Origin of the sequence: Streptomyces sp. NPDC050485 (assembly GCF_044458185.1) — a bacterium.
GTDB lineage: Bacteria > Actinomycetota > Actinomycetes > Streptomycetales > Streptomycetaceae > Streptomyces.
In genome coordinates this window covers 105711-126745 of the sequence record NZ_JBITHR010000009.1, presented here as the reverse complement: position 1 = coordinate 126745, position 21035 = coordinate 105711, and the positions used below count along the sequence as shown (strand labels likewise).

The 21035-nt window shown below is 73.0% G+C and carries 3 protein-coding genes; all 3 read left to right on the top strand.

The window, feature by feature from the left end:
* Positions 1-205 precede the first annotated feature (205 nt).
* The 3 genes from ACIBK6_RS19980 (at position 206) to ACIBK6_RS19970 (ending at position 20946) form a co-directional block, all read left to right on the top strand.
* Positions 206-8164, top strand: coding sequence for an amino acid adenylation domain-containing protein (locus tag ACIBK6_RS19980; RefSeq protein ID WP_399052601.1), 7959 nt, complete (start codon positions 206-208; stop codon positions 8162-8164).
* Between the two features lie 81 nt (positions 8165-8245).
* Complete coding sequence (locus ACIBK6_RS19975; protein ID WP_399052600.1) at positions 8246-8446, top strand: MbtH family protein; 201 nt, start codon at positions 8246-8248, stop codon at positions 8444-8446.
* Positions 8447-8607: 161 nt separating this feature from the next.
* Positions 8608-20946, top strand: a complete 12339-nt coding sequence (locus tag ACIBK6_RS19970) for an amino acid adenylation domain-containing protein (protein WP_399052599.1) — start codon at positions 8608-8610, stop codon at positions 20944-20946.
* Positions 20947-21035: the final 89 nt, after the last annotated feature.

Sequence of the window (21035 nt, the reverse complement as noted above, 5' to 3'; positions counted from 1 at the left end):
GGGGGGGCGGCCCCCGCCCCCCCCGCGCGGGGGCGCGCCGGGGGGGGGGGCGTACCCCCCCCCCCCCCCCCCCCCCCCCCCCCCCCCCCCCCCCCCCCGCCCCCCCCCCCGCCCCCCCCCCCCCGCCCCCGCCCGCCGGGGCGGCCCCCCCCCCCCCCCCCCCCCCCCCCCGCCGCGCAACGCCGTCGAGGAGGCCATCGCCGGCGTGTGGGCCGACGTGCTGGGCGTCGACAGCTTCGGCGTGGACGACGACTTCTTCGCCCTGGGCGGCAACTCGATCCTCTCCGTACGCGCGGTCTCCCGGATGCGCAAGGCGCTGGGCATCAAGCTCTCGCCGCGCGTCCTGTTCGACACCCCGACCGTCGCCTCGCTGGCCGCCTCGGTCGCCACGGCCGAGCAGGCGGGCGACGCCCCGATCCCGGTGGTCTCCCGCGAGGACGAACTGCCGATGTCCTACGGGCAGCAACGCCTGTGGTTCCTGGAGGACTTCGACCCGGGGAGCGCCGAGTACCACACCGCCCTGGGGCTGCGGCTGACCGGCGAACTGAACCCCGAGGCCCTGCTCGGCGCCGTGCGCGACCTGGTGGAGCGCCACGAATCACTGCGCACCACCTTCGGCGTGGTCGGCGGCCGGGGCGTCCAGGTGATCCACCCGGCCCTGGAACCGCAGTGGCGGACCGCCGACCTCACCACCGTCGCCGCCGACCTGCGCGAGGAGCGGCTGCGCGAGCTGGTGCGCGCCGAGGTGACCCGGCCCTACGACCTCCAGGGCGGCCCGCTGGTCCGCGTCTTCCTGGTCGCGCTCTCCGCCGACGAGTACGTCTGCGTCCTGGGGATGCACCACATCGTGACCGACGGCTGGTCGATGGGCGTGGTCGCCAGGGAACTCGGCGAGCTGTACGCGGCCCGGGCGCTCGGGCGCCCCGCCACCCTGGCCGGAGTCCCCGTGCAGTACGCGGACTTCGCCGCCTGGCAGCGCGGGCGCCTGGAGGGCGGCGGCCTCCTTGGCCGCCAACTGGACTGGTGGCGCGAGCGGTTGGCGGGCATCACCCCGCTGGAACTGCCGACCGACCGGCCCCGCCCGGTGGTGCGCTCCACCGCGGGCGCCGAGTACGCCTTCGAGGTGCCGGCCGCGACCCTCGCCCGGGTCAAGGAACTGGCCGGGGCCCGCGGTGCCACGCTGTTCATGGTGCTGACCGCCGCGGTCAAGGCGGTCTTCGCCCGCTACTCCGGGCAGCGCGACATCGCGGTCGGCACCGCCTCCTCGGGCCGTGGCCACCGCGACCTGGAACAGCTCATCGGGTTCCTGGTCAACACCGTGGTCCTGCGCTCCGAGGTCGACCCGCAGCAGTCCTTCGGGGCCTTCCTCGACCAGGTCAAGGAGACCGTCCTGGAGGCGTTCGCCCACGAGGACGTGCCGTTCGAGCGGCTGGTCGAGATGGCGCAGACGGAGCGGGACACCAGCCGCACGCCGCTGATCCAGACCATGGTCGTACTCCAGAACGCCTCGAACGACGCGGTGGTGCTGCCCGGCATCGAGGTCCGCGACCACCCCGTGCACCGGGTGGCGGCCCCCTTCGACCTGACCATCGAGTTCGCCGAGTCGGGCGCGGACCTCACCGGCCGGATCATCTACAGCACCGCGCTGTTCGACGAGGCCACCGTCGCCCGCCTCGCCGGACACCTCAACGTGCTGCTCGGCGCCGCGGCCACCGCGCCCGAACGGGCCGTCGCGGCGCTGCCGATGCTCGGCGACGCCGAGTCCCAGGAGGTCCTGCACACCTGGAACGACACCGCCCACGAGCTGCCGGACGCGGCGCTGCCCGAGCTGTTCGCCGCCGAGGTGGCCCGCCACCCCGACGCCGTGGCTCTCTCGTACGGCGCGGAGAAGCTGACCTACCGCGAGCTCGACCAGCGCGCCAACCGGCTCGCCCACCACCTGGCGGAGCAGGGCGCGGGCCCCGACGTGCTCGTCGGCCTGTGCATGGAGCGCGGCGCCCAGAGCGTGGTGGCGCTGCTCGCCGTCCTCAAGGCGGGCGCCGCCTACGTGCCGCTCGACCCGGAGTACCCGGCCGACCGGCTCGCCTACATGCTCAAGGACGCCGGTGTCCGGCTCCTTGTCACCCAGCGGCACCTGCACGACCGGCTGCCCGAGACCGAGGCCCGCCTCGTCGACGTGACTCCGGACGGCGAGGAGTCGGCGCACCACCCGGCCACCGCCCCCGAGGCCGCCGTGCGCCCGGACCACCTCGCGTACGTCATCTACACCTCCGGCTCCACCGGCGCCCCCAAGGGCGTGATGACCTCGCACCGTGCCGTGGTGCGCCTGATCCACGAGTCCGGAGTGGTCGACGTACGGCCCGGTGACGTGGTCGCCCAGTTCGCGTCCGTGTCCTTCGACGCCTCCACCCTGGAGGTGTGGTCGGCGCTGCTCAACGGCGCGCGGCTGGCCGTCCACCCGCCGTCCGCGCCCACCGGCAGCGAGCTCGGCAGCTTCCTCAAGGACCACGAAGTCACGCATCTGGCCATCACCGCGGGCCTGTTCCACCAGGTCGTGGACGACGACCCCACCGCGCTGAGCGGTCTGCGCCAGCTCGTCGCCGGCGGCGACAAGGTCTCGCCCGAGCACTGCGCCCGGCTGCTCGCGGTGCACCCGGCGCTGGAGCTGAGCAACGGCTACGGGCCGACCGAGGCCACCTCGCTGACCACCACCCACGCACTGGGCCCGGGCCTCGACCCAGCGGCCCCGGTGCCGCTGGGCACCCCGATCGGCAACACCCGGGTCTATGTGCTCACCGAGACCCTGGAGCCCGCGCCGGTCGGCGTGCCGGGCGAGCTCTACATCGCCGGGCCCGGACTGGCCCGCGGCTACCTCAACCGGCCGGGCCTGACGGCCGCGCACTTCGTCGCGGACCCCTACGGCGAGAGTGGCACCCGGATGTACCGCTCGGGCGACCTGGCCCGCCGGCGGTCCGACGGCGTCCTGGAGTTCCTCGGCCGCACCGACGGACAGGTCAAGATCCGCGGCTTCCGCATCGAACTCGGCGAGGTCGAGAGCGCGCTCAAGACCCACCCGGACCTCACGGACGCCGTGGTGGTGGCCCATCAGGGCGACCGGGGCCACCGCCGCCTGGTGGCCTATGTGGTCGGCGACCGCGAGGTGACCACCGGCGAACTCCGCGCCCACCTCGCCCTGTCGCTGCCCGACTACATGACCCCCGCCGTCTTCGTACCGCTGGAGAAACTGCCGCTCACCTCGAACGGCAAGGTGGACCGGCGCGCGCTGCCGGAGCCCGAGATCCGGGCCGGCCGGCCCGGCTCGGACTACACCGCCCCGCGCAACGCCGTCGAAGCGGCGCTCGCCGAGGTGTGGGCAGAGGTGCTGGGCGTCGAACGCGTCGGCATCCACGACAACTTCTTCGACCTCGGCGGCGACTCCATCCTGTCCATCCAGGTCGTCTCACGGGCCCGCCAGGCCGGCCTCCAGCTCACCTCCAAGCTGCTCTTCGTCCACCAGAGCCTTGCCGCCCTCGCCCCCGCCGTCACCCCCCTCGCCGACGCCCCGGTGACACCCGCCGCGGTCACCGGCAGCGTCGAACTCACCCCCATCCAGGCCCGGTTCTTCGCGGACCACCCCGAGGCCCCGGACCAGTACGCCATGTCCGTCCAGGCCGAACTGGCCCCCGACACCGACACCGCCGTCCTGGAACGGGCGCTCGCCGCGGTCACCGCCCACCACGACGCCCTGCGGATGCGCTACGTCCACGACCGGGACGGCTGGACCCAGGAGTACAGCGACGAGACCCCGGACCTGCTCCTTGCGGTACGGGACATCTCCGCCCTCGGCGAGAGCGAGCAGACCCGCGCTCTGGACGAGGCGGCCCTCGCCGCCCAGCGCTCGCTGGACCTGGAGTCCGCCGCCCTGCTCAAGGGCGTCTTCTTCCGCCTGGGCGCGGGCCGGCTGCCCCGCCTCTTCCTGACCGCGCACCACCTCGTCATGGACGGCGTCTCCTGGCGGGTGCTCCTGGAAGACCTGGCGACCGCGTACGCCCAGCTCGCCGAGGGCCGTGGCGCCGACCTCGGGGCCAAGTCCAGCAGTTACAAGCAGTGGGCGGCCCGGCTCGCGGACCATGCGCGCTCCGGCGGCTTCGACCACGAACTGCCGTACTGGCAGAGCGTCGAACAGCACCACGCGATACCCCGCGACGGCGAGGCTCCCAACACGTTCGGCAGCTCGGCGGTGGCGTCCGTACACCTGGACCGGGCGCAGACCAGGGCACTGCTCCAGCGGGTGCCGTCGGTCTACCGCACCCAGATCAACGACGTGCTGCTCACGGCGCTGGGCCGGGTCCTGCGCCAGTGGGCCGGCTCGCCGGTCACCATCGCGCTCGAAGGGCACGGCCGCGAGGACCTGTTCGAGGACATCGACCTGTCCCGCACGCTCGGCTGGTTCACCACCGTCTACCCGGTCTCCCTGGACGTACCGGCCGACGACTGGGGCCCGGCGCTGAAGTCGGTCAAGGAGCGGCTCCGGGCCGTCCCGGGCCGGGGCCTGGGCCACGGCGCGCTGCGTCACCTGCCCGGCGCGGACGGCCCGAGCCGGCTGCCGGCCGACGGCACGGGACCGCAGATCAGCTTCAACTACCTTGGCCAGTGGGACGGTTCGACCAGCCAGGACGGCCTGGTGCGCAGGCGGCTGGCCGGGCTCGGCCGGGACCAGGCGCCCGATCTCGACCGCCCGCACCTGATGGACATCGTGGCCGCCGTCAACGACGGCGAGTTGCGGATCGACTGGATCCACTCGCCCGGCAACCACAGCTCCGCCACGGTCGAGCGGCTCGCCGGGGAGTTCCTGACGGCGCTGCGCGAGCTCATCGGGCACTGCCTGGACGAGGGCAGCGGCGGCGCCACGCCCTCCGACTTCCCGCTGGCCGGTCTCGACCAGGCAGCGGTCGACCGGATCGTGGGCGACGGGCGCGCGGTGGAGGACGTCTTCCCGCTGACGCCGATGCAGGCCGGCATGCTCTTCCACACGCTGGCCAACCCCGAGTCACCGACCTACTTCGAGCAGCTGACCTGCGTGTTCGACGGGGTGTCGGACGTGGACCTGCTGGCCCGCGCCTGGCAGACGGTGGCCGACCACCTGGAGGTGCTGCGCGGCTCGGTGGTCTGGGAGCAGGTGGAGCGCCCCCTGATGGTGATCCACCGCCACACCGAACTCCCGATCACCCGGCTCGACTGGCGACACCTGTCCGAGCCGGAACAGGAGCGGGCGCTGGAGCAGCATCTGGCCGCGGCCCGTGCCGAAGGCCTGGACCTGTCGGCCCCGCCGCTGCTGCGGCTGGCCCTGATCCGCGTCTCCGACACCGCCGTACGGCTGGCCGGCTCCTTCCACCACCTGCTGCTCGACGGCTGGAGCACCTTCAGCGTGCTCACCGAGGTCATCAGCGCCTACGCGGCGCTGGCCGCGGGCGAGGCACCCGCGCTGCCGGTGCGCCGGCCGCTGCGGGCGTACGTGGAGTGGCTGGCGGAGCAGGACCTCGAACAGGCCGAGAAGTACTGGCGGGGGCTGCTGTCCGGGTTCACCGAGGCGACGGCGCTGCCGTACGACCGGCGTCCGCGGGCGAGCCACACCACCCGGTCCACCAGCCGGCTGACCGGCGGGCTGACCCGGCAGGAGTCGCGGGAGCTGTTCGACTTCGCCCGCAGGCACCGGCTGACGGTCAACACCCTGGCGCAGGGCGCCTGGGCGCTGCTGCTCTCCCGCTACGCCGGCGAGCGCGACGTGGTCTTCGGCGCCACGGTCTCCGGCCGTCCGACGGAGCTGGCCGAGGCCGACTCCATCGCGGGCATGCTGATCAACACGCTGCCGGCCCGCGTCGAGGTCGACGGCGGGGCCCCGGTGGCACAGTGGCTGAGCAGGCTGCAGAGCGACCAGGTCGAGGCCCGCGACTACGAGTTCGTACCGCTGGGACAGGTCCAGGGCTGGAGCGGCGTCGAGCGCGGCACCAACCTCTTCGAGAGCCTGGTCGTCTTCGAGAACTACCCGATGGACGAGCAGGCGACGGCGGCCCAGGGCCTGCGGATGCGGGACCTGCGGGGCATGGACGTCACCAACTTCCCGCTGAACCTGCTCGCCTACGCAGAGGAGGAGTTCTCCTACACGCTGGCCTACGACGCCGACCTGTTCGACGCGCGGACCATCGAGCGGATGGCGGGACACTTCAACGCGCTGCTTGCGGGGATCGTCGCGGACCCGGAGCGGACCGTGGCGGCGGTGCCCATGCTGTCGGACGGCGAGTTCGACCGGGTGGTGCACGAGTGGAACGCCACTGGTGGGGCGTCGGCCACGGCCGGCGGCGTGCACGAGCGGGTCGCCGAGCAGGCGGCCGCCACACCGGACACCACGGCGGTGACATTCGGCCAAGAGTCGTTGAGCTACCGGGAGTTGGACGAGCGGGCCAACCAACTGGCCCACCACCTGGCCACGTTGGGAGCCGGACCCGGTCAACTGGTGGCTCTCGCCGCCGAGCGCGGCGTACAGCTGCTCGTCGGACTGCTCGGCATCATGAAGTCGGGCGCCGCCTATGTGCCGCTGGACTCCGCCTACCCGACCGACCGCCTGGAGTACATGCTGCGCGACTCGGGCGCCACGGTCCTTGTGACGCACCACGGCACCCAGGATCGGCTGGACGTCGACGGGCTGCGGGTCGTGGACCTCGACGCCGACCGGCCGGCCATCTCCCGACTGCCCGTGTCGGCGCCCCCGGTGGCGGTGACCGGCGAGGACCTGGCGTACGTGATCTACACATCGGGTTCCACCGGCCGCCCCAAGGGCGTGGCGATCGAGCACCGCACGGTGCTGAACCTGCTGGAGAACACGCGGCCGCGGTTCGGCTTCGGCACGGATGATGTGTGGACGGTCTTCCACTCGTACGCGTTCGACGTCTCCGTATGGGAGATGTGGGGCTGCCTGACCTCCGGCGGCCGGGTGGTCGTCGTCCCGCAGGACTGGGCGCAGAATCCGGCTGCGACCTGGGCGATGCTGCGTGCCGAGGGCGTCACCGTTCTGAGCCAGACGCCGTCGATGTTCCGCGCCCTGGTAGAGAGCGCGGCCGCCTCCGACGGACCGGCACTGCCGGACCTGCGCTGGGTCGTCCTGGCCGGTGAGGCGCTGGAGCCCAAGCACCTGACGGCCTGGTTCGAGCGGTACGGCACCGGGGCGGCGCGGCTGGTCAACATGTACGGGCCGACCGAGGCCACCGTGTACGTGACCCACCAGGAGATCACGGCGGAGCACGTCCACGCGGGCGGCCCCATGCCCATCGGGCGTCCGCTGCCCGGCTACCGGGTGCTGCTCCTGGACGAGACCGGCGCGCCGGTCCCGGCCGGGGTCACCGGTGAACTCCATGTGGCGGGCGCCGGACTGGCCCGGGGCTACCTGAACCGGCCGGAGCTGACCGAGGAGCGCTTCGTGCGCGACCCGTTCGGCGAGCCGGGGGAGCGCATGTACCGCTCGGGCGACCTGGCGCGGTGGCGTACGGACGGCACGGTGGAGTACCTCGGGCGGGCCGACGGCCAGGTCAAGATCCGCGGCTTCCGGATCGAGACCGGGGAGATCGAGGCGGCGCTCGTCACCCACCCGCGGATCGCGGACGCGGCGGTCGTGGCCCACACGGACGCCGACCGCACCGTCCTCGTCGGCCATGTGGTGGCGCCGGACTGGAGCGAGCCGCACACCGCCGAACTGCGCGAGCACCTGCTGACGACGCTGCCGGAGTACATGGTGCCGGCCGTCTTCCTCGGCCTTGACGCGCTGCCGCTGACCCCCAGCGGCAAGGTCGACCGGCGGGCGCTGCCCGAGCCGCCGCAGCAGGTGGCGACCGGCACCGCCTACGAGCCGCCGGCCACCGTCACCGAGGAGGCCCTGGCCGACATCTGGCAGGAACTCCTCGGCGTCGAACGCGTCGGCGTGCACGACAACTTCTTCGAGGCGGGCGGCGATTCACTGCTCGCGGTGCGGCTGGCATCGCGGATCAACGCGGCCTTCGGCACCGACATCTCGCCCCGCACCCTCTTCGACCGGCCCACGATCGCCGGGACGGCCATCGAGGTCGAGGAGCGGATCCTCGCCGAGCTGGAGCGGAGCACCGCCACCCCGTGACCCGGCCGCGCGCCGCGGATTCCCCTCGCGGCGGCCCCGCACGGGCCACCGCACCCACCCCACACCGAGAGGCCGAAGACCATGTCCAACCCCTTTGAGCAGTCCGACCGTTCCTACAGCGTGCTGGTGAACGACGAGGGACAGCACTCGCTGTGGCCCGCCACCAACGAGGTGCCGGCCGGCTGGAGCGTCGTCCTGGCGGACCGGCCGCGCGAGGAATGCCTCACGTACGTGGAGACCAACTGGACCGACATGCGGCCCAAGAGCCTCGCCAACGGCTGACCTCCGCACCTCAATCCGCAGCACCACCGCACCACCCGTTGCCGGGGGGTGGCGGCGTGGCGGCCTCGCGCCGGCCCGCCGCCCCCGGCGCGCACACATTCCGTGGTCCGCCTTCTGTGGTTCGCCTCAGCAACGGGCGTCCATGTCTCCTGGGAGTCCTTATGAACACGCCGTCTTCTCGCGAGGACAGGATCGCCGCGCTTCCCGCGCATCTGCGGGACGCGCTCGCGAAGCGCCTGGCCGGCCGGTCCGGCACCGGCACCGGGCCCACGATCCCGGTGGTCTCGCGCGCGGAGGCACTGCCCATGTCCTACGGGCAGCAGCGCCTGTGGTTCATGGAGGACTTCGCGCCGGGCAGCGCCGACTACCATCTGGCGCTGGCCCTGCGGCTGACCGGCCCGGTGGACGCGGCGGCCCTGCGCGCGGCGGCGGATGAGCTGGTGGCCCGGCACGAGTCGCTGCACACCGTCTTCGAGATGGTCGACGGCCGCGGCATCCAGGTACCGCGCGCCGACGCCGCGCCCCAGTGGACGGCCGCCGACGTGTCGGACGTCGCCGCGGCCGGACGCGAGGAGCGGGCCCGTGAGCTGGTGCGGGCCGAGATGAGCCGCCCGTACGACCTGGAGAAGGGCCCGCTGGTACGCGTACTGCTGGTGCGGCTGTCGGCCACCGAGCACATCTGCGTCCTGGGGATGCACCACATCGTGACCGACGGCTGGTCGATGGGGATCGCGGCGCGCGAGTGGAGCGAGCTGTACGCGGCCCGGGTGCAGCGGCGCGAGCCCGAACTGCCCCAAGTGGCCGTCCAGTACCCGGACTTCGCCGCCTGGCAGCGCGACCGTCTGGAGAACGGCCGCCTGCTGGACGAGCAGCTGGCCTGGTGGCGCGAGCGGCTGGCCCACCTCGCCCCGCTGGAGCTGCCCACCGACCGCCCCCGGCCCGCCGTACGCTCCTCGGCCGGCGCCGCCCAGCTCTTCGAGGTGCCCGCCACGACGCTCGCCGGGATCAAGGAGCTGGCACGCGGGCGGGGCGCCACGCTGTTCATGGCCCTGACGGCGGCGGTCGACGTGCTGCTCGCCCGCTACTCGGGGCAGCGGGACATCGCGATCGGCACCTCGTCCTCCGGCCGGGCCCGGCCGGAGCTGGAGCAGCTGGTCGGCTTCCTGGTCAACACCGTCGTACTGCGCTCCCGGGTCGAGTCCGACCTGTCCTTCGGCGACCTCCTCGACCAGGTCAAGGAGACCGTCCTCGACGCGTTCGCCCACGAGGACGTGCCGTTCGACCGGCTGGTGGAGGCGCTGCAGCCGGAGCGCGACACCAGCCGTACGCCGCTGATCCAGGCGAGCGTCGTGCTGCAGAACGCCCCCACCGACTCCGTGGTGTTCCCCGGCGTCCAGGCCGGCGAATACCCGCTGGACCGGGACGCGTCCCTGCTCGACCTCACCCTGGAGTTCGAGGAGCGCGACGGCCGGCTGCTCGGCCTGGTCGAGTACAGCACCGAACTCTTCGACGCGACGACGATCACCCGGCTCACCGGCCACCTCAACACCCTTCTCGCCGCGGCGGTCGCCGACCCCGAGCAGGCGGTGTCGGACCTTTCGATGCTGACCGACGACGAGTACCGGCAGATCGTCGAGGACTGGAACGCGACGGACTCCGCCGAAGGATCCGCCGCGCTCATCCACGAGCGGATCGCCGAACAGGCCGCCCGGACCCCGGACGCGGTGGCCGTCATCAGCGAGGGCGACACCCTCACCCACCGCGAACTGGACGAGCGCGCCAACCAGATCGCCCACCACCTGCGCGAACACGGCGCGGGCCCGGGCTCCCTGGTCGGCCTGTGCGTCGAGCGCGGCAGCACGATGGCCGTCGGCCTGCTCGGCATCCTCAAGTCCGGTGCCGGGTATGTGCCGTTGGACCCGGCCTTCCCGGCAGAGCGGCTCGCGTACATGCTCCAGGAATCCGGCGCCTCACTGATCGTCACGCAGGGCGCGGCCCGCGACAGCCTGCCGCGGACCGACGCCGTCCTGGTGGACCTGGAGGCCGACCGCACCGCGATCGAGCAGCACCCCGGCACGGCGCCCGGCACCGCCGTGACCGCCACCGACCTGGCCTACGTCATCTACACCTCGGGCTCCACCGGCAACCCCAAGGGCGTCGCCATCGAGCACCGCAACGTGCGCCACATCTGCGCCGCCTGGGACGAGCGGTACGACCTGGCCGGGCTCAAGCTGCGCTTCCTGTCCGTCTCCAGCCTCTCCGTGGACCTCTTCTTCGCGGACCTCATCCGCTCGCTCCCCTTCGGCGGCGCGCTGATCATCGCGTCCAAGGACGTCACCACCGAGCCCGCCGCGCTCCTCGACCTGATCGCGCGCACCGGCGCCACCGGCATCGAGATCGTCCCCTCCCTGCTGAACGCCGTCCTGCAGGAGGTCGAGCGGCGCGGCGACGGATTCCCGCCGCTGCGGCTGATCTCGGTCGGCTCCGAGGGCTGGCGGGTCGAGGACTGCCGCGCGCTGCTGCGCCAGGTCCGGCACGACGCCATCATCGTCAACGCGTACGGCGGCACCGAGGCCACCGTCGACTCCACCGTCTTCGTCCCCTCCCACGAGGCGCTGCGCGACAGCGCGTTCGTCCCCATCGGCCGGCCGCTGCCCCGCACCCGGGTGCACGTCCTGGACGCCGCGCTGCGGCCCGTCCCGGTGGGCGTGCCCGGTGAGATCTACATCGGCGGCGACGGGGTGGGCCGCGGCTACCACAACCGCGACGACCTGACCGCCGAGCGCTTCGTGCCGAGCCCCTTCGACAGCGCGGACCGGCTCTACCGCACGGGCGACCGGGCCCGGCTGCTGCCCGGCGGCGACCTGGAGTTCCTCGGCCGGGCGGACGACCAGGTCAAGATCCGCGGCTTCCGCATCGAGCTCGGCGAGGTCGAGAGCGCCGTCCTGTCGCACCCGGACGTCGAGGACGCCGTGGTGCTGGCCCGCCAGGAGGAATCCGGGCGCCGGCGCCTGGTGGCCTACCTCGTCACCGCCCGCGAACTGCACCCCTCCGACCTGCGCGGCCACCTCACCGGCCGGCTGCCGGACTACATGGTCCCGGCCGCCTTCGTGACCCTCGCCGAACTGCCGCTGACCCCGAACGGCAAGGTGGACCGGCGCGCGCTGCCCGAGCCCGACGCGGGCGCCGGTCCGCTGGACGCGCAGTACGTGGCGCCGCGCGACGAGACCGAGGAACTCCTGGCCGCCGCGTGGGCGGCGGTCCTGGGCGTCGAACGCGTCGGCATCCACGACAACTTCTTCGACCTGGGCGGCGATTCGATCCTGTCCATCCAGGTCGTCTCCCGGGCCCGCCAGGCGGGTCTGGCCCTCACCTCCAAGCTGCTCTTCACCCACCAGAGCGTCGCGGCGCTGGCCACCGTCGTGGCGAAGGCCGCCGTCACCGCGGTGGCCGATGCGGGCGCGGTGTCCGGACGCGTCGAACTCACCCCGATCCAGGAGTGGTTCTTCACCACGCACACCGTCAACCCCGACCACTACACGATGTCGGTGCACGTCGAACTGGCCCCCGGCACCGACGCCACCGTCCTGGGCCGCGCCCTGGACGCCGTGGTCGCACACCACGACGCCCTGCGGATGCGCTACACCCGGGCCGGCGAGCGATGGACCCAGGAGTACGGCCGAGCGGCCCAGACCGTGCTCGACGAGCGCGACCTCACCGCGCTGGACGCCACCGAACGCGACCGCGCTCTGGAGGACGCGGCGCTCGCCGCCCAGCGCTCGCACGACCTGGCCGCGGGCGCCCTGGTGAAGGGCGTCTTCCTCCGGCTGGGCGAGGGCCTGGCCCCCCGGCTGTTCCTCGCGGTGCACCACGTGGTCATGGACGGCGTGTCGTGGCGGGTGCTCCTGGCGGACCTGGCCACGGCGTACAGCCAACTCGCCGAGGGCCGGCCGGCCGACCTGGGCGGCCGGACCAGCAGCTACCAGCAGTGGTCGCGGCGGCTGGCCGACCATGTCCGCTCCGGCGGCCTCGACCACGAGATCGAGCACTGGGCGGGCGTGGACCCGAACAACGCCCCGCCCCTGCCCACCGATCACAGCGGCGCGAACATCACCGCGCGCGAGCGGACCGTCGAGGTGCGGCTGAGCCGTCAGGAGACCGACGCCCTGCTCCACCAGGTGCCGTCCGTCTACCGCACCCAGATCAACGACGTGCTGGTCAGCGCCCTCGGCCGGGCCATGACCGGCTGGCTCGGCCAGGACCGGGTGGTCATCGGCCTGGAGGGCCACGGGCGCGAGGAGCTGTTCGACGACCTCGATCTGTCCCGTACCGTCGGCTGGTTCACCTCCCACTTCCCCGTGGCGCTCACCGTGCCCGGCGACCGCCCCTGGGGCGAGACCGTCAAGTCGGTCAAGGAGCAGCTGCGCGCGATCCCCGGCCGGGGCCTCGGCTACGACGCGCTGCGCTTCCTGTCCCGGCCCGGCACCCCGGGCCACGCGCTGTACGCGGACCGGCTGCCGCAGATCAGCTTCAACTACCTCGGCCAGTGGCACGGCACGACCAGCCAGGACGGCCTGATCCGCGACCGGCTGCCGGCCCTCGGCCTCGACCACGAGCCGGACGAGCCCCGCCCCTACCTCCTCGACGTCATCGGCATGGTCGAGGACGGCCGGCTCGGCGTCGGCTGGACCTTCTCCGACCAGGTCTTCGACCCGGCCACCATCGAGCGGGTGGCCGGGGAGTTCCGGACGGCGTTGCGCGAGATCATCGGGCACTGCCTGGAGGAGGGCAGCGGCGGCGCCACGCCGTCCGACTTCCCGCTGGCCGGCCTCGACCAGGCCGGGGTCGACCGGATCGCCGGTGACGGACGCTCTGTCGCGGACATCTATCCGCTGACGCCGATGCAGGCCGGCATGCTCTTCCACACGCTGGCCGACCCGGACGCGCCGACCTACTTCGAGCAGATGGCCTTCGTCTTCGACGGTGTCAGTGACGTGGACCTGCTCGCCCGCGCCTGGCAGACGGTCACCGACCACCTGGAGATCCTGCGCGGCTCGCTGGTGTGGGACGACGTGGACCGGCCGCTGATGGTGATCAACCGGCAGGCGGAGCTGCCCGTCCGGCACCTGGACTGGCGGGGGATGGCGGAGGCGGACCAGGAGGAGGCGCTGGAGCGCTTCCTGGCCGAGGACCGCGCCCAGGGCCTGGACCTGTCCGCCGCGCCGCTGGCCCGGCTGGCCCTGCTGCGCACCTCCGACACCAGCGTCCGCGTCGTACGCACCTCCCACCACGTCCTCCTGGACGGCTGGAGCACCTTCCAGATGCTCTCCGAACTGTCCACCGCCTACCAGGCGTTGGCGGTCTGCGAGACACCGGCGCTGCCGGCCCGGCGTCCGTTCAGCGCGTATGTGCAGTGGCTGGCGGAGCAGGACCTGGCGCAGGCCGAGGGGTACTGGCGCGGTCTCCTCGCGGGCTTCGAGGAGCCGACGCCGCTGCCGTACGACCGCCGCCCGGCCGCCGGCCACCAGTCGCGGTCCACCGACAGCCTGGTCGAGCGGTTCTCGCCGCAGGCGTCCCAGGAGCTGTTCGCCTTCGCGCGGCAGCACCGGCTGACGGTGAACGCCGTGGTGCAGGGCGCCTGGGCGCTGCTCCTCGCCCGCTACGCCGGCCGGCCGGACGTGGTCTTCGGCGCGACGGTCTCCGGCCGCCCGGCCGACCTGCCCGGTATCGACTCGATCGTCGGCATGATGATCAACACGCTGCCCGTACGGATCACGACCGGCGCGGCCACACCCGTCGCCGAGTGGCTGGGCGAGGTGCAGCGGGCGCAGGTCGAGGCACGCGGCTACGAGTACGTACCGCTGGGGCAGATCCAGAGCTGGAGCGGCGTCGGGCGCGGCACCAACCTCTTCGAGAGCCTGGTCGTCTTCGAGAACTACCCGATGAACGACCGGACCGCCGCCGACCAGGGCCTGCGCCTTCGGGGCCTGGAGGGCGTGGAGGCGACCAACTTCCCGCTGAACCTGATCGCCTACGCGGGCGAGGAGTTCGCGTACTCCCTGTCCTACGACGCCGAGTTGTTCGACGCCGCCACCATCGCGCGCCTGGCACGGCACTTCGAGACGCTCCTCACCGCCATGGTCGCCGAACCCCGGCGGGCGGTGTCGGCGGTCCCGATGCTCTCGGACGGCGAGTTCGACCAGGTCGTGCGCGAGTGGAACGCGACGAGCGCGGTGGCGGCCGCGGAAGGCTCGGTCCTCGACCGGTTCGCCGAGTGGGTGGCTACGGCACCGGACGCCGTGGCGCTGTCCTGCGGCGACGCCTCGCTCACCTACCGGGAGCTGGACGAACGGGCCAACCAGCTCGCCCACCAGCTGATCGCGCTGGGCGCCGGACCCGACCGGCTGGTGGGCCTGGCCGTCGAACGCGGCCTGCACATGACGGTCGGCCAGCTCGGCATCCTCAAGTCCGGTGCCGCGTACGTGCCGTTGGACCCGGCCTACCCGGCCGAGCGCCTGGCGTACATGCTGCACGACAGCGGCGCCCGGCTGCTGGTGACCCACCAGGGCGTACGCGACGGGCTGCCGGACACCGAGGCCGCGGTCGTGGACCTGGACGCCGACGCGCCGGCGCTCCGCGAACGCCCCGCATCGGCGCCCGAAGTCGCCCTGAACGGCGCGCACTTGGCGTATGTGATCTACACCTCCGGCTCCACCGGAAAGCCCAAGGGCGTCGGCGTACCCCACGCCAACCTGGCCAACCACCTCGCATGGCTCGGCGAGTCCTTCCCGGTCGACCCGAGTGACCAGGTCCTGATGCGGACCTCCATCAGCTTCGACGTGTCGGTGTGGGAGCTGATGCTGTCGGTGCTCTCCGGCGCGACGGGCCACATCGCCTCCGCAGAGGTGTCCAAGGACCCGTTCCAGCTGGCCGACTTCATGGACCGACGCAACATCACCATCGCCGAGTTCGTGCCCTCCCTGCTCGGCGCGATCCCGCTGGAGCGCAGGCCCAGGGCGCTGAAGCGGATATTCATCGGCGGGGAGCCGCTGCCCAAGGGCCTCGCGGACGAACTGTGTGCGGCGTGGCAGGTGCCGCTGGTCAACCTCTACGGGCCCACCGAGACCACCATCCAGATCACCGCGCACGAATACCGCGGGGCGGGCACCGGCGAGAGCGTCCCGATCGGCGGACCCATCGCGAACGCCGCGCTGCTCGTGCTCGACGCGGACCTGCGCCCGGTGCCGGCGGGCGTGGCCGGCGAACTGTACGCGGCCGGCCCCGTGCTGGCCCGCGGCTACCTCAACCGGCCGGGGCTGACCGCGGAGCGGTTCGTGGCCTGCCCCTTCGGCGCCCCGGGCGAGCGGATGTACCGGACCGGCGACGTGGTGCGCTGGCGCGGTGACGGCCGCCTGGAGTTCATCGGCCGCGCCGACGGCCAGGTGAAGATCCGCGGCTTCCGCATCGAGCTCGGCGAGATCGAGTCCGCGCTGGCGGCGCAGGAGGGAATCGGCCTGGTCGCCGTGGTCGCGCGGGAGGACAACCCCGGCGACCGGCGGCTGGTCGCCTACTTCACCGCGGACCGGGAGCTGACGGGTGGTCAGCTTCGCGCGACCCTGGCCGGATCGCTGCCGGAACACATGGTGCCGGCCGCGTTCGTCGCCCTGGACACCATGCCGGTGACGCCGAACGGCAAGATCGACACGAAGGCGCTGCCGCGGCCCGAGATCCAGGGCGACCGGCGGGGCTCGGCGTACGTCGCTCCGCGCGACGCGGCCGAGGAGACCCTCGCCGGGATCTGGGCCGAGGTCCTGGGCGCCGAACGGGTCGGCGTCCACGACAACTTCTTCGACCTGGGCGGCAACTCCATCGTCGCCATCCTGGTGGTCTCCCGGGTCCACCGGGCGCTGGGCGTCCAGCTCTCGCCCCGCCTCCTGTTCGACGCCCCGACGGTCGCCTCGATGGCTGCGTCGCTCGCACCGGACCAGGCGTCCGCCGACACCGCGATCCCGGTGGCCGACCGCACGGGCCCGCTGCCGATGTCCTTCGGTCAGCAACGCCTGTGGTTCCTCCAGGACTTCAACGAGGAGAGCACCGAGTACCACTCGACGGCGGGCCTGCGGCTCACCGGCGACCTCGACACGGCCGCGCTGCGCGCCGCCACCGTCGACCTGACCGGCCGGCACGAGTCACTGCGCACCACGTTCGACATGGCCGGCGGCCGGGGCGTGCAGCGCGTCCACCCCGCCCTGGAGCCGCGCTGGACCACCGCCGACCTGTCGGCCACCCCCGCCGACGAGCGCGAGGAGCGCCTTCGGGAGCTCGTACGGAGCGAGCTGGCGCGGCCGTACGACCTCAAGAACGGACCGCTGCTGCGGGTCCTGCTGGTGCGCACGGCCGCCGAAGAGCACATCTTCGTCATCGGCATGCACCACATCGTCACCGACGGCTGGTCGGTGGGCATCGTCGCCCAGGAGCTCGGCGAGCTGTACGCGGCCCGGGTGCGGGGCGCCGAGGCGCGACTGCCGCACGTCCCGGTGCAGTACCCCGACTTCGCCGTCTGGCAGCGCGGGCGACTGGAGGGCGAGGGCCTCCTTGACACCCAGCTCGGCTGGTGGCGCGAGCGGCTCGCGGGCATGGCTCCGCTGGAGCTGCCCACCGACCGGCCGCGGCCCGCGGTGCGCTCCGCGACCGGCGCGGCCTTCGGCTTCGAGGTGCCCTCGGCGACCGTCGACGGGGTCAGGAAGGTGGCCCGCGAGCAGGGCGCGACCCTGTTCATGGCGCTGACCGCGGCCCTGAAGGTGATCTTCGCCCGGTATTCGGGGCAGCGGGACATCGCGCTCGGCACCGTCTCGGCGGGCCGCGGGCACGCGGGCCTTGAGCAGCTGGTCGGGTTCCTGGTCAACACCGTCGTCCTGCGTTCGCACGTCGATCCGGAGCTGTCGTTCGGCGAGTTGGTGGGGCAGGTCCGCGAGACGGTCCTGGACGCCTTCGCCCACGAGGAGGTGCCCTTCGAGCGGGTGGTGGAGGCGGTGCAACTGGAGCGGGACACCAGCCGTACGCCGCTGTTCCAGGTCATGGTCGTCATGCAGAACGCCCCGGGGATGAACCCGGAGCTGCCCGGCGTCCGGGTCGGCGACTTCACGATGGAGCGGGACAGCGCCCTGTACGACCTCACCATCGAGTTCGAGGAGCACGCGGCGGGCCTTTCGGTCCTGGTCGAGTACAGCACCGAGCTGTTCGACGAGGCGACGATCGCCCGGTTCGCCGAACACGTCGGGGTCCTCCTGGACGGCGTGGCCGCCGAGCCCAAGTCCCCGGTCCGGGAAGTCCAGTTGGTCACGGACGCCGAGCTGGAGCGCGTGGTGCGCGAGTGGAACCCGACGGACGCCGAGCCGGCCCCGGCCGGTGCGATCCACGAGCGGGTCGCCGCGCGGGCCGCCGCCACCCCGGACGCCACCGCCGTCTCCTGCGGCCCGGAGACCCTGACCTACCGGGAGCTGGACGAGCGGGCCAACCAGCTCGCCCACCACCTGATCGCGCTGGGCGCCGGACCCGACGTACTCGTCGGCCTGTCGGTCGAGCGCGGCACGCAGATGGCGATCGGCCTGCTGGGCATCCTCAAGTCCGGTGCGGCCTATGTACCGCTGGACCCGGCCTACCCCGCCGACCGGCTTGAGTACATGCTGCGCGACGCCGGAGCCGGGCTCCTGGTGACCCACCGCGGCCTGCACGAACGGCTCCCGGCGGCCGACGCGGTGGTGGTCGACCTGGACCGCGACGCGGCCACGATCGGCGGGCTCGCGGTCACCGCCCCCAGGACGCGGGTGACCGGCGCGGACCTGGCGTACGTCATCTACACCTCCGGCTCCACCGGGCGCCCCAAGGGCGTGGCCGTCGAACACCACACGGTGCTCAACCTGCTGGCGAACTGCCAACCGGCCTACGGCTTCAGCGAACGGGACGTGTGGACCGTCTTCCACTCCTACGCGTTCGACTTCTCGGTGTGGGAGCTGTGGGGCTGCCTGAGCACGGGCGGCCACGCGGTGATCGTGCCGCAGGACGTGGCCCGCGGCCCCGAGGCGATGTGGACGCTGCTGCGCGAGGCGGGCGTGACGGTGCTCAACCAGACACCGTCGATGTTCCGCGAACTCGTGGAGAGCGCCGCCGAACGCGACGCCGGGACGCTGCCCGAGCTGCGCTGGGTGATCTTCGGTGGCGAGGCGCTGGAGCCCAAGCACCTGATGACCTGGTTCGACCGCTTCGGCGGCGGCCCGGCCCGGCTGGTCAACATGTACGGCATCACCGAGACGACCGTGCACGTCACGTACCAGGAGGTGCTGGCCGAGCACGTGGCGGCAGGCGGCCGCATCCCGGCGGGCCGGCCGCTGCCGAGCTACCGGGTCCTGCTGCTCGACGAGACGGGCGCGCCCGTCCCCATCGGCGTCCCGGGCGAGATCCACGTGGGCGGCGCCGGACTGGCGCGCGGCTATCTGAACCGGCCCGAGCTGACCGCCGAACGCTTCCCCGCCAACCCGTACGGCGAGCCGGGGGAGCGGATGTACCGCTCCGGCGACATCGCCCGCTGGCGGGCCGACGGCACGCTGGAACACCTCGGCCGCGCCGACGACCAGGTCAAGATCCGCGGCTTCCGCATCGAACTGGGCGAGATCGAGACGGCGTTGGTCCGCCACGAAGAGGTGCGCGAGGCCGTGGTGGTGGCCCACCAGGAGGAGGGCGGACACCGCAGGCTGGTCGCCTACCTCGTCAGCGGCCACGACCTGTCCACCCCGGAGCTGCGCGAGCACCTGGCCACCTCCCTGCCCGACTACATGGTTCCGGCGGTGTTCGTCACGCTGGACGCCCTGCCGCTGACGCCGAGCGGCAAGGTCGACCGGCGCGCCCTGCCCGCACCCACGGTGGACACCGGCCAGCTGGCGGCGGACCACGTCGCACCGCGCGACGAGACCGAGGAGATCCTCGCCGCGATCTGGGCCGAGGTCCTGGGCGTCGAACGCGTCGGCATCCACGACAACTTCTTCCACCTCGGCGGGGACTCGATCCTCTCCATCCAGGTCACCTCCCGGGCCCGGCAGGAGGGCCTGCAGCTGACCTCCAAGCTGCTCTTCCTCCATCAGACCATCGCCGCGCTGTCCGGCCTCGTCGAGCGGACGGCCACCGATCGCGACGACGCGGGCACGGTCTCGGGCGAGGTCGAACTCACCCCGATCCAGCGGTGGTTCTTCGCCGAGCACACGGTCAACCCCGACCAGTACGCGATGTCGGTGCACGTCGAACTGGCCCCCGAAACCGACCCAGCCCTGCTCGGCCGGGCACTGTCCGCCGTGGTCGCCCAGCACGACGCGCTACGGATGCGCTACGACCGCGGCGACGACGGGTGGACCCAGCGGTATGGCGACGCCGTCGAGGCGCCGCTGCTGGTGCGCGACCTGTCCGCGGCGGACGACGCCGAGCGCGAGCGGTCCCTCGAAGAGGCCGCGCTGAGCGCTCAGCGGTCGCTCGACCTGTCCGCCGACACCCTGCTGCGAGGAGTCTTCTTCCAGCTCGGCCAGGGGCGGCTGCCCCGGCTGTTCCTGGTCGTGCACCACCTGGTGATGGACGGCGTGTCATGGCGCGTCGTACTGGAAGACCTGGCCACGGCGTACGGCCGACTCGCCGAGGGGCGGCCCGCCGATCTGGGCGGCCGGACCACCAGCTACCAGCGGTGGGCCCGGCGGCTGACCGACCACGTCCGCTCCGGCGGTCTGGACGACGAGGCGGAGTACTGGGCGGGCGCGGGCGGTTCGCGGGCGATCCCGTGCGACGGAGCGGCCGCCAACACCTACGGCGACACCGTGACGACGACCGTCCGACTGGGCCGCGAGGCCACCGAGTCCCTGCTGACGCGGGTGCCCGGCATCTTCCGCACCCAGATCAACGACGTCCTGCTCGCGGTCCTCGGCCGGGTGCTCGGACAGTGGGCGGGCACGCCGGTCACGATCGCGCTGGAGGGCCACGGACGCGAGGAACTCTTCGACGACGTGGACCTCTCCCGCACGGTCGGCTGGTTCACCACCATCTACCCGGTCACCCTCGACGTCCCCGACGGCGACTGGGGGCGCGCCCTGAAGGCGGTCAAGCGCGGCCTGCGCCAACTGCCCGGCCGGGGCCTGGGATACGGCGCCCTGCGCTATCTGTCCCAGGACGGCCGGGCGGGCAGCGCACTGGCCGACCAGGAACAGCCGCACGTCAGCTTCAACTACATGGGTCAGTGGGACCTCACCGCCGACCAGGACGGCCTGATCCGCGGACAGCTGGACGGGCTCGGCCAGGACCAGGCGCCCGAGCAGCCCCGACCGCATCTGATCGACATCGTGGCGGCCGTCATCGACGGCGAGCTGCGGATCGAATGGATCCACTGCGAGGCCATCCATCACTCCGCCACCGTCGAGCGCCTCGCCCGCCAATTCCTCGAAGGACTGCGGCAGATCGCCGAGTAGCGGCCGTCGACCCCTGGGGCAAGCCGCCCCCCATCCCTTGCGAGTGCCCCGCGCCCCCGGCGCGGGGCCCCGCCCACCACTGAAAGGTT

What these genes read in the sequence shown, in the direction of transcription:
- ACIBK6_RS19975 (WP_399052600.1), top strand. Translation starts at nt 8,246, where the DNA reads ATGTCCAACCCCTTTGAGCAGTCCGACCGTTCCTACAGCGTGCTGGTG.
- ACIBK6_RS19970 (WP_399052599.1), top strand. Translation starts at nt 8,608, where the DNA reads ATGAACACGCCGTCTTCTCGCGAGGACAGGATCGCCGCGCTTCCCGCG.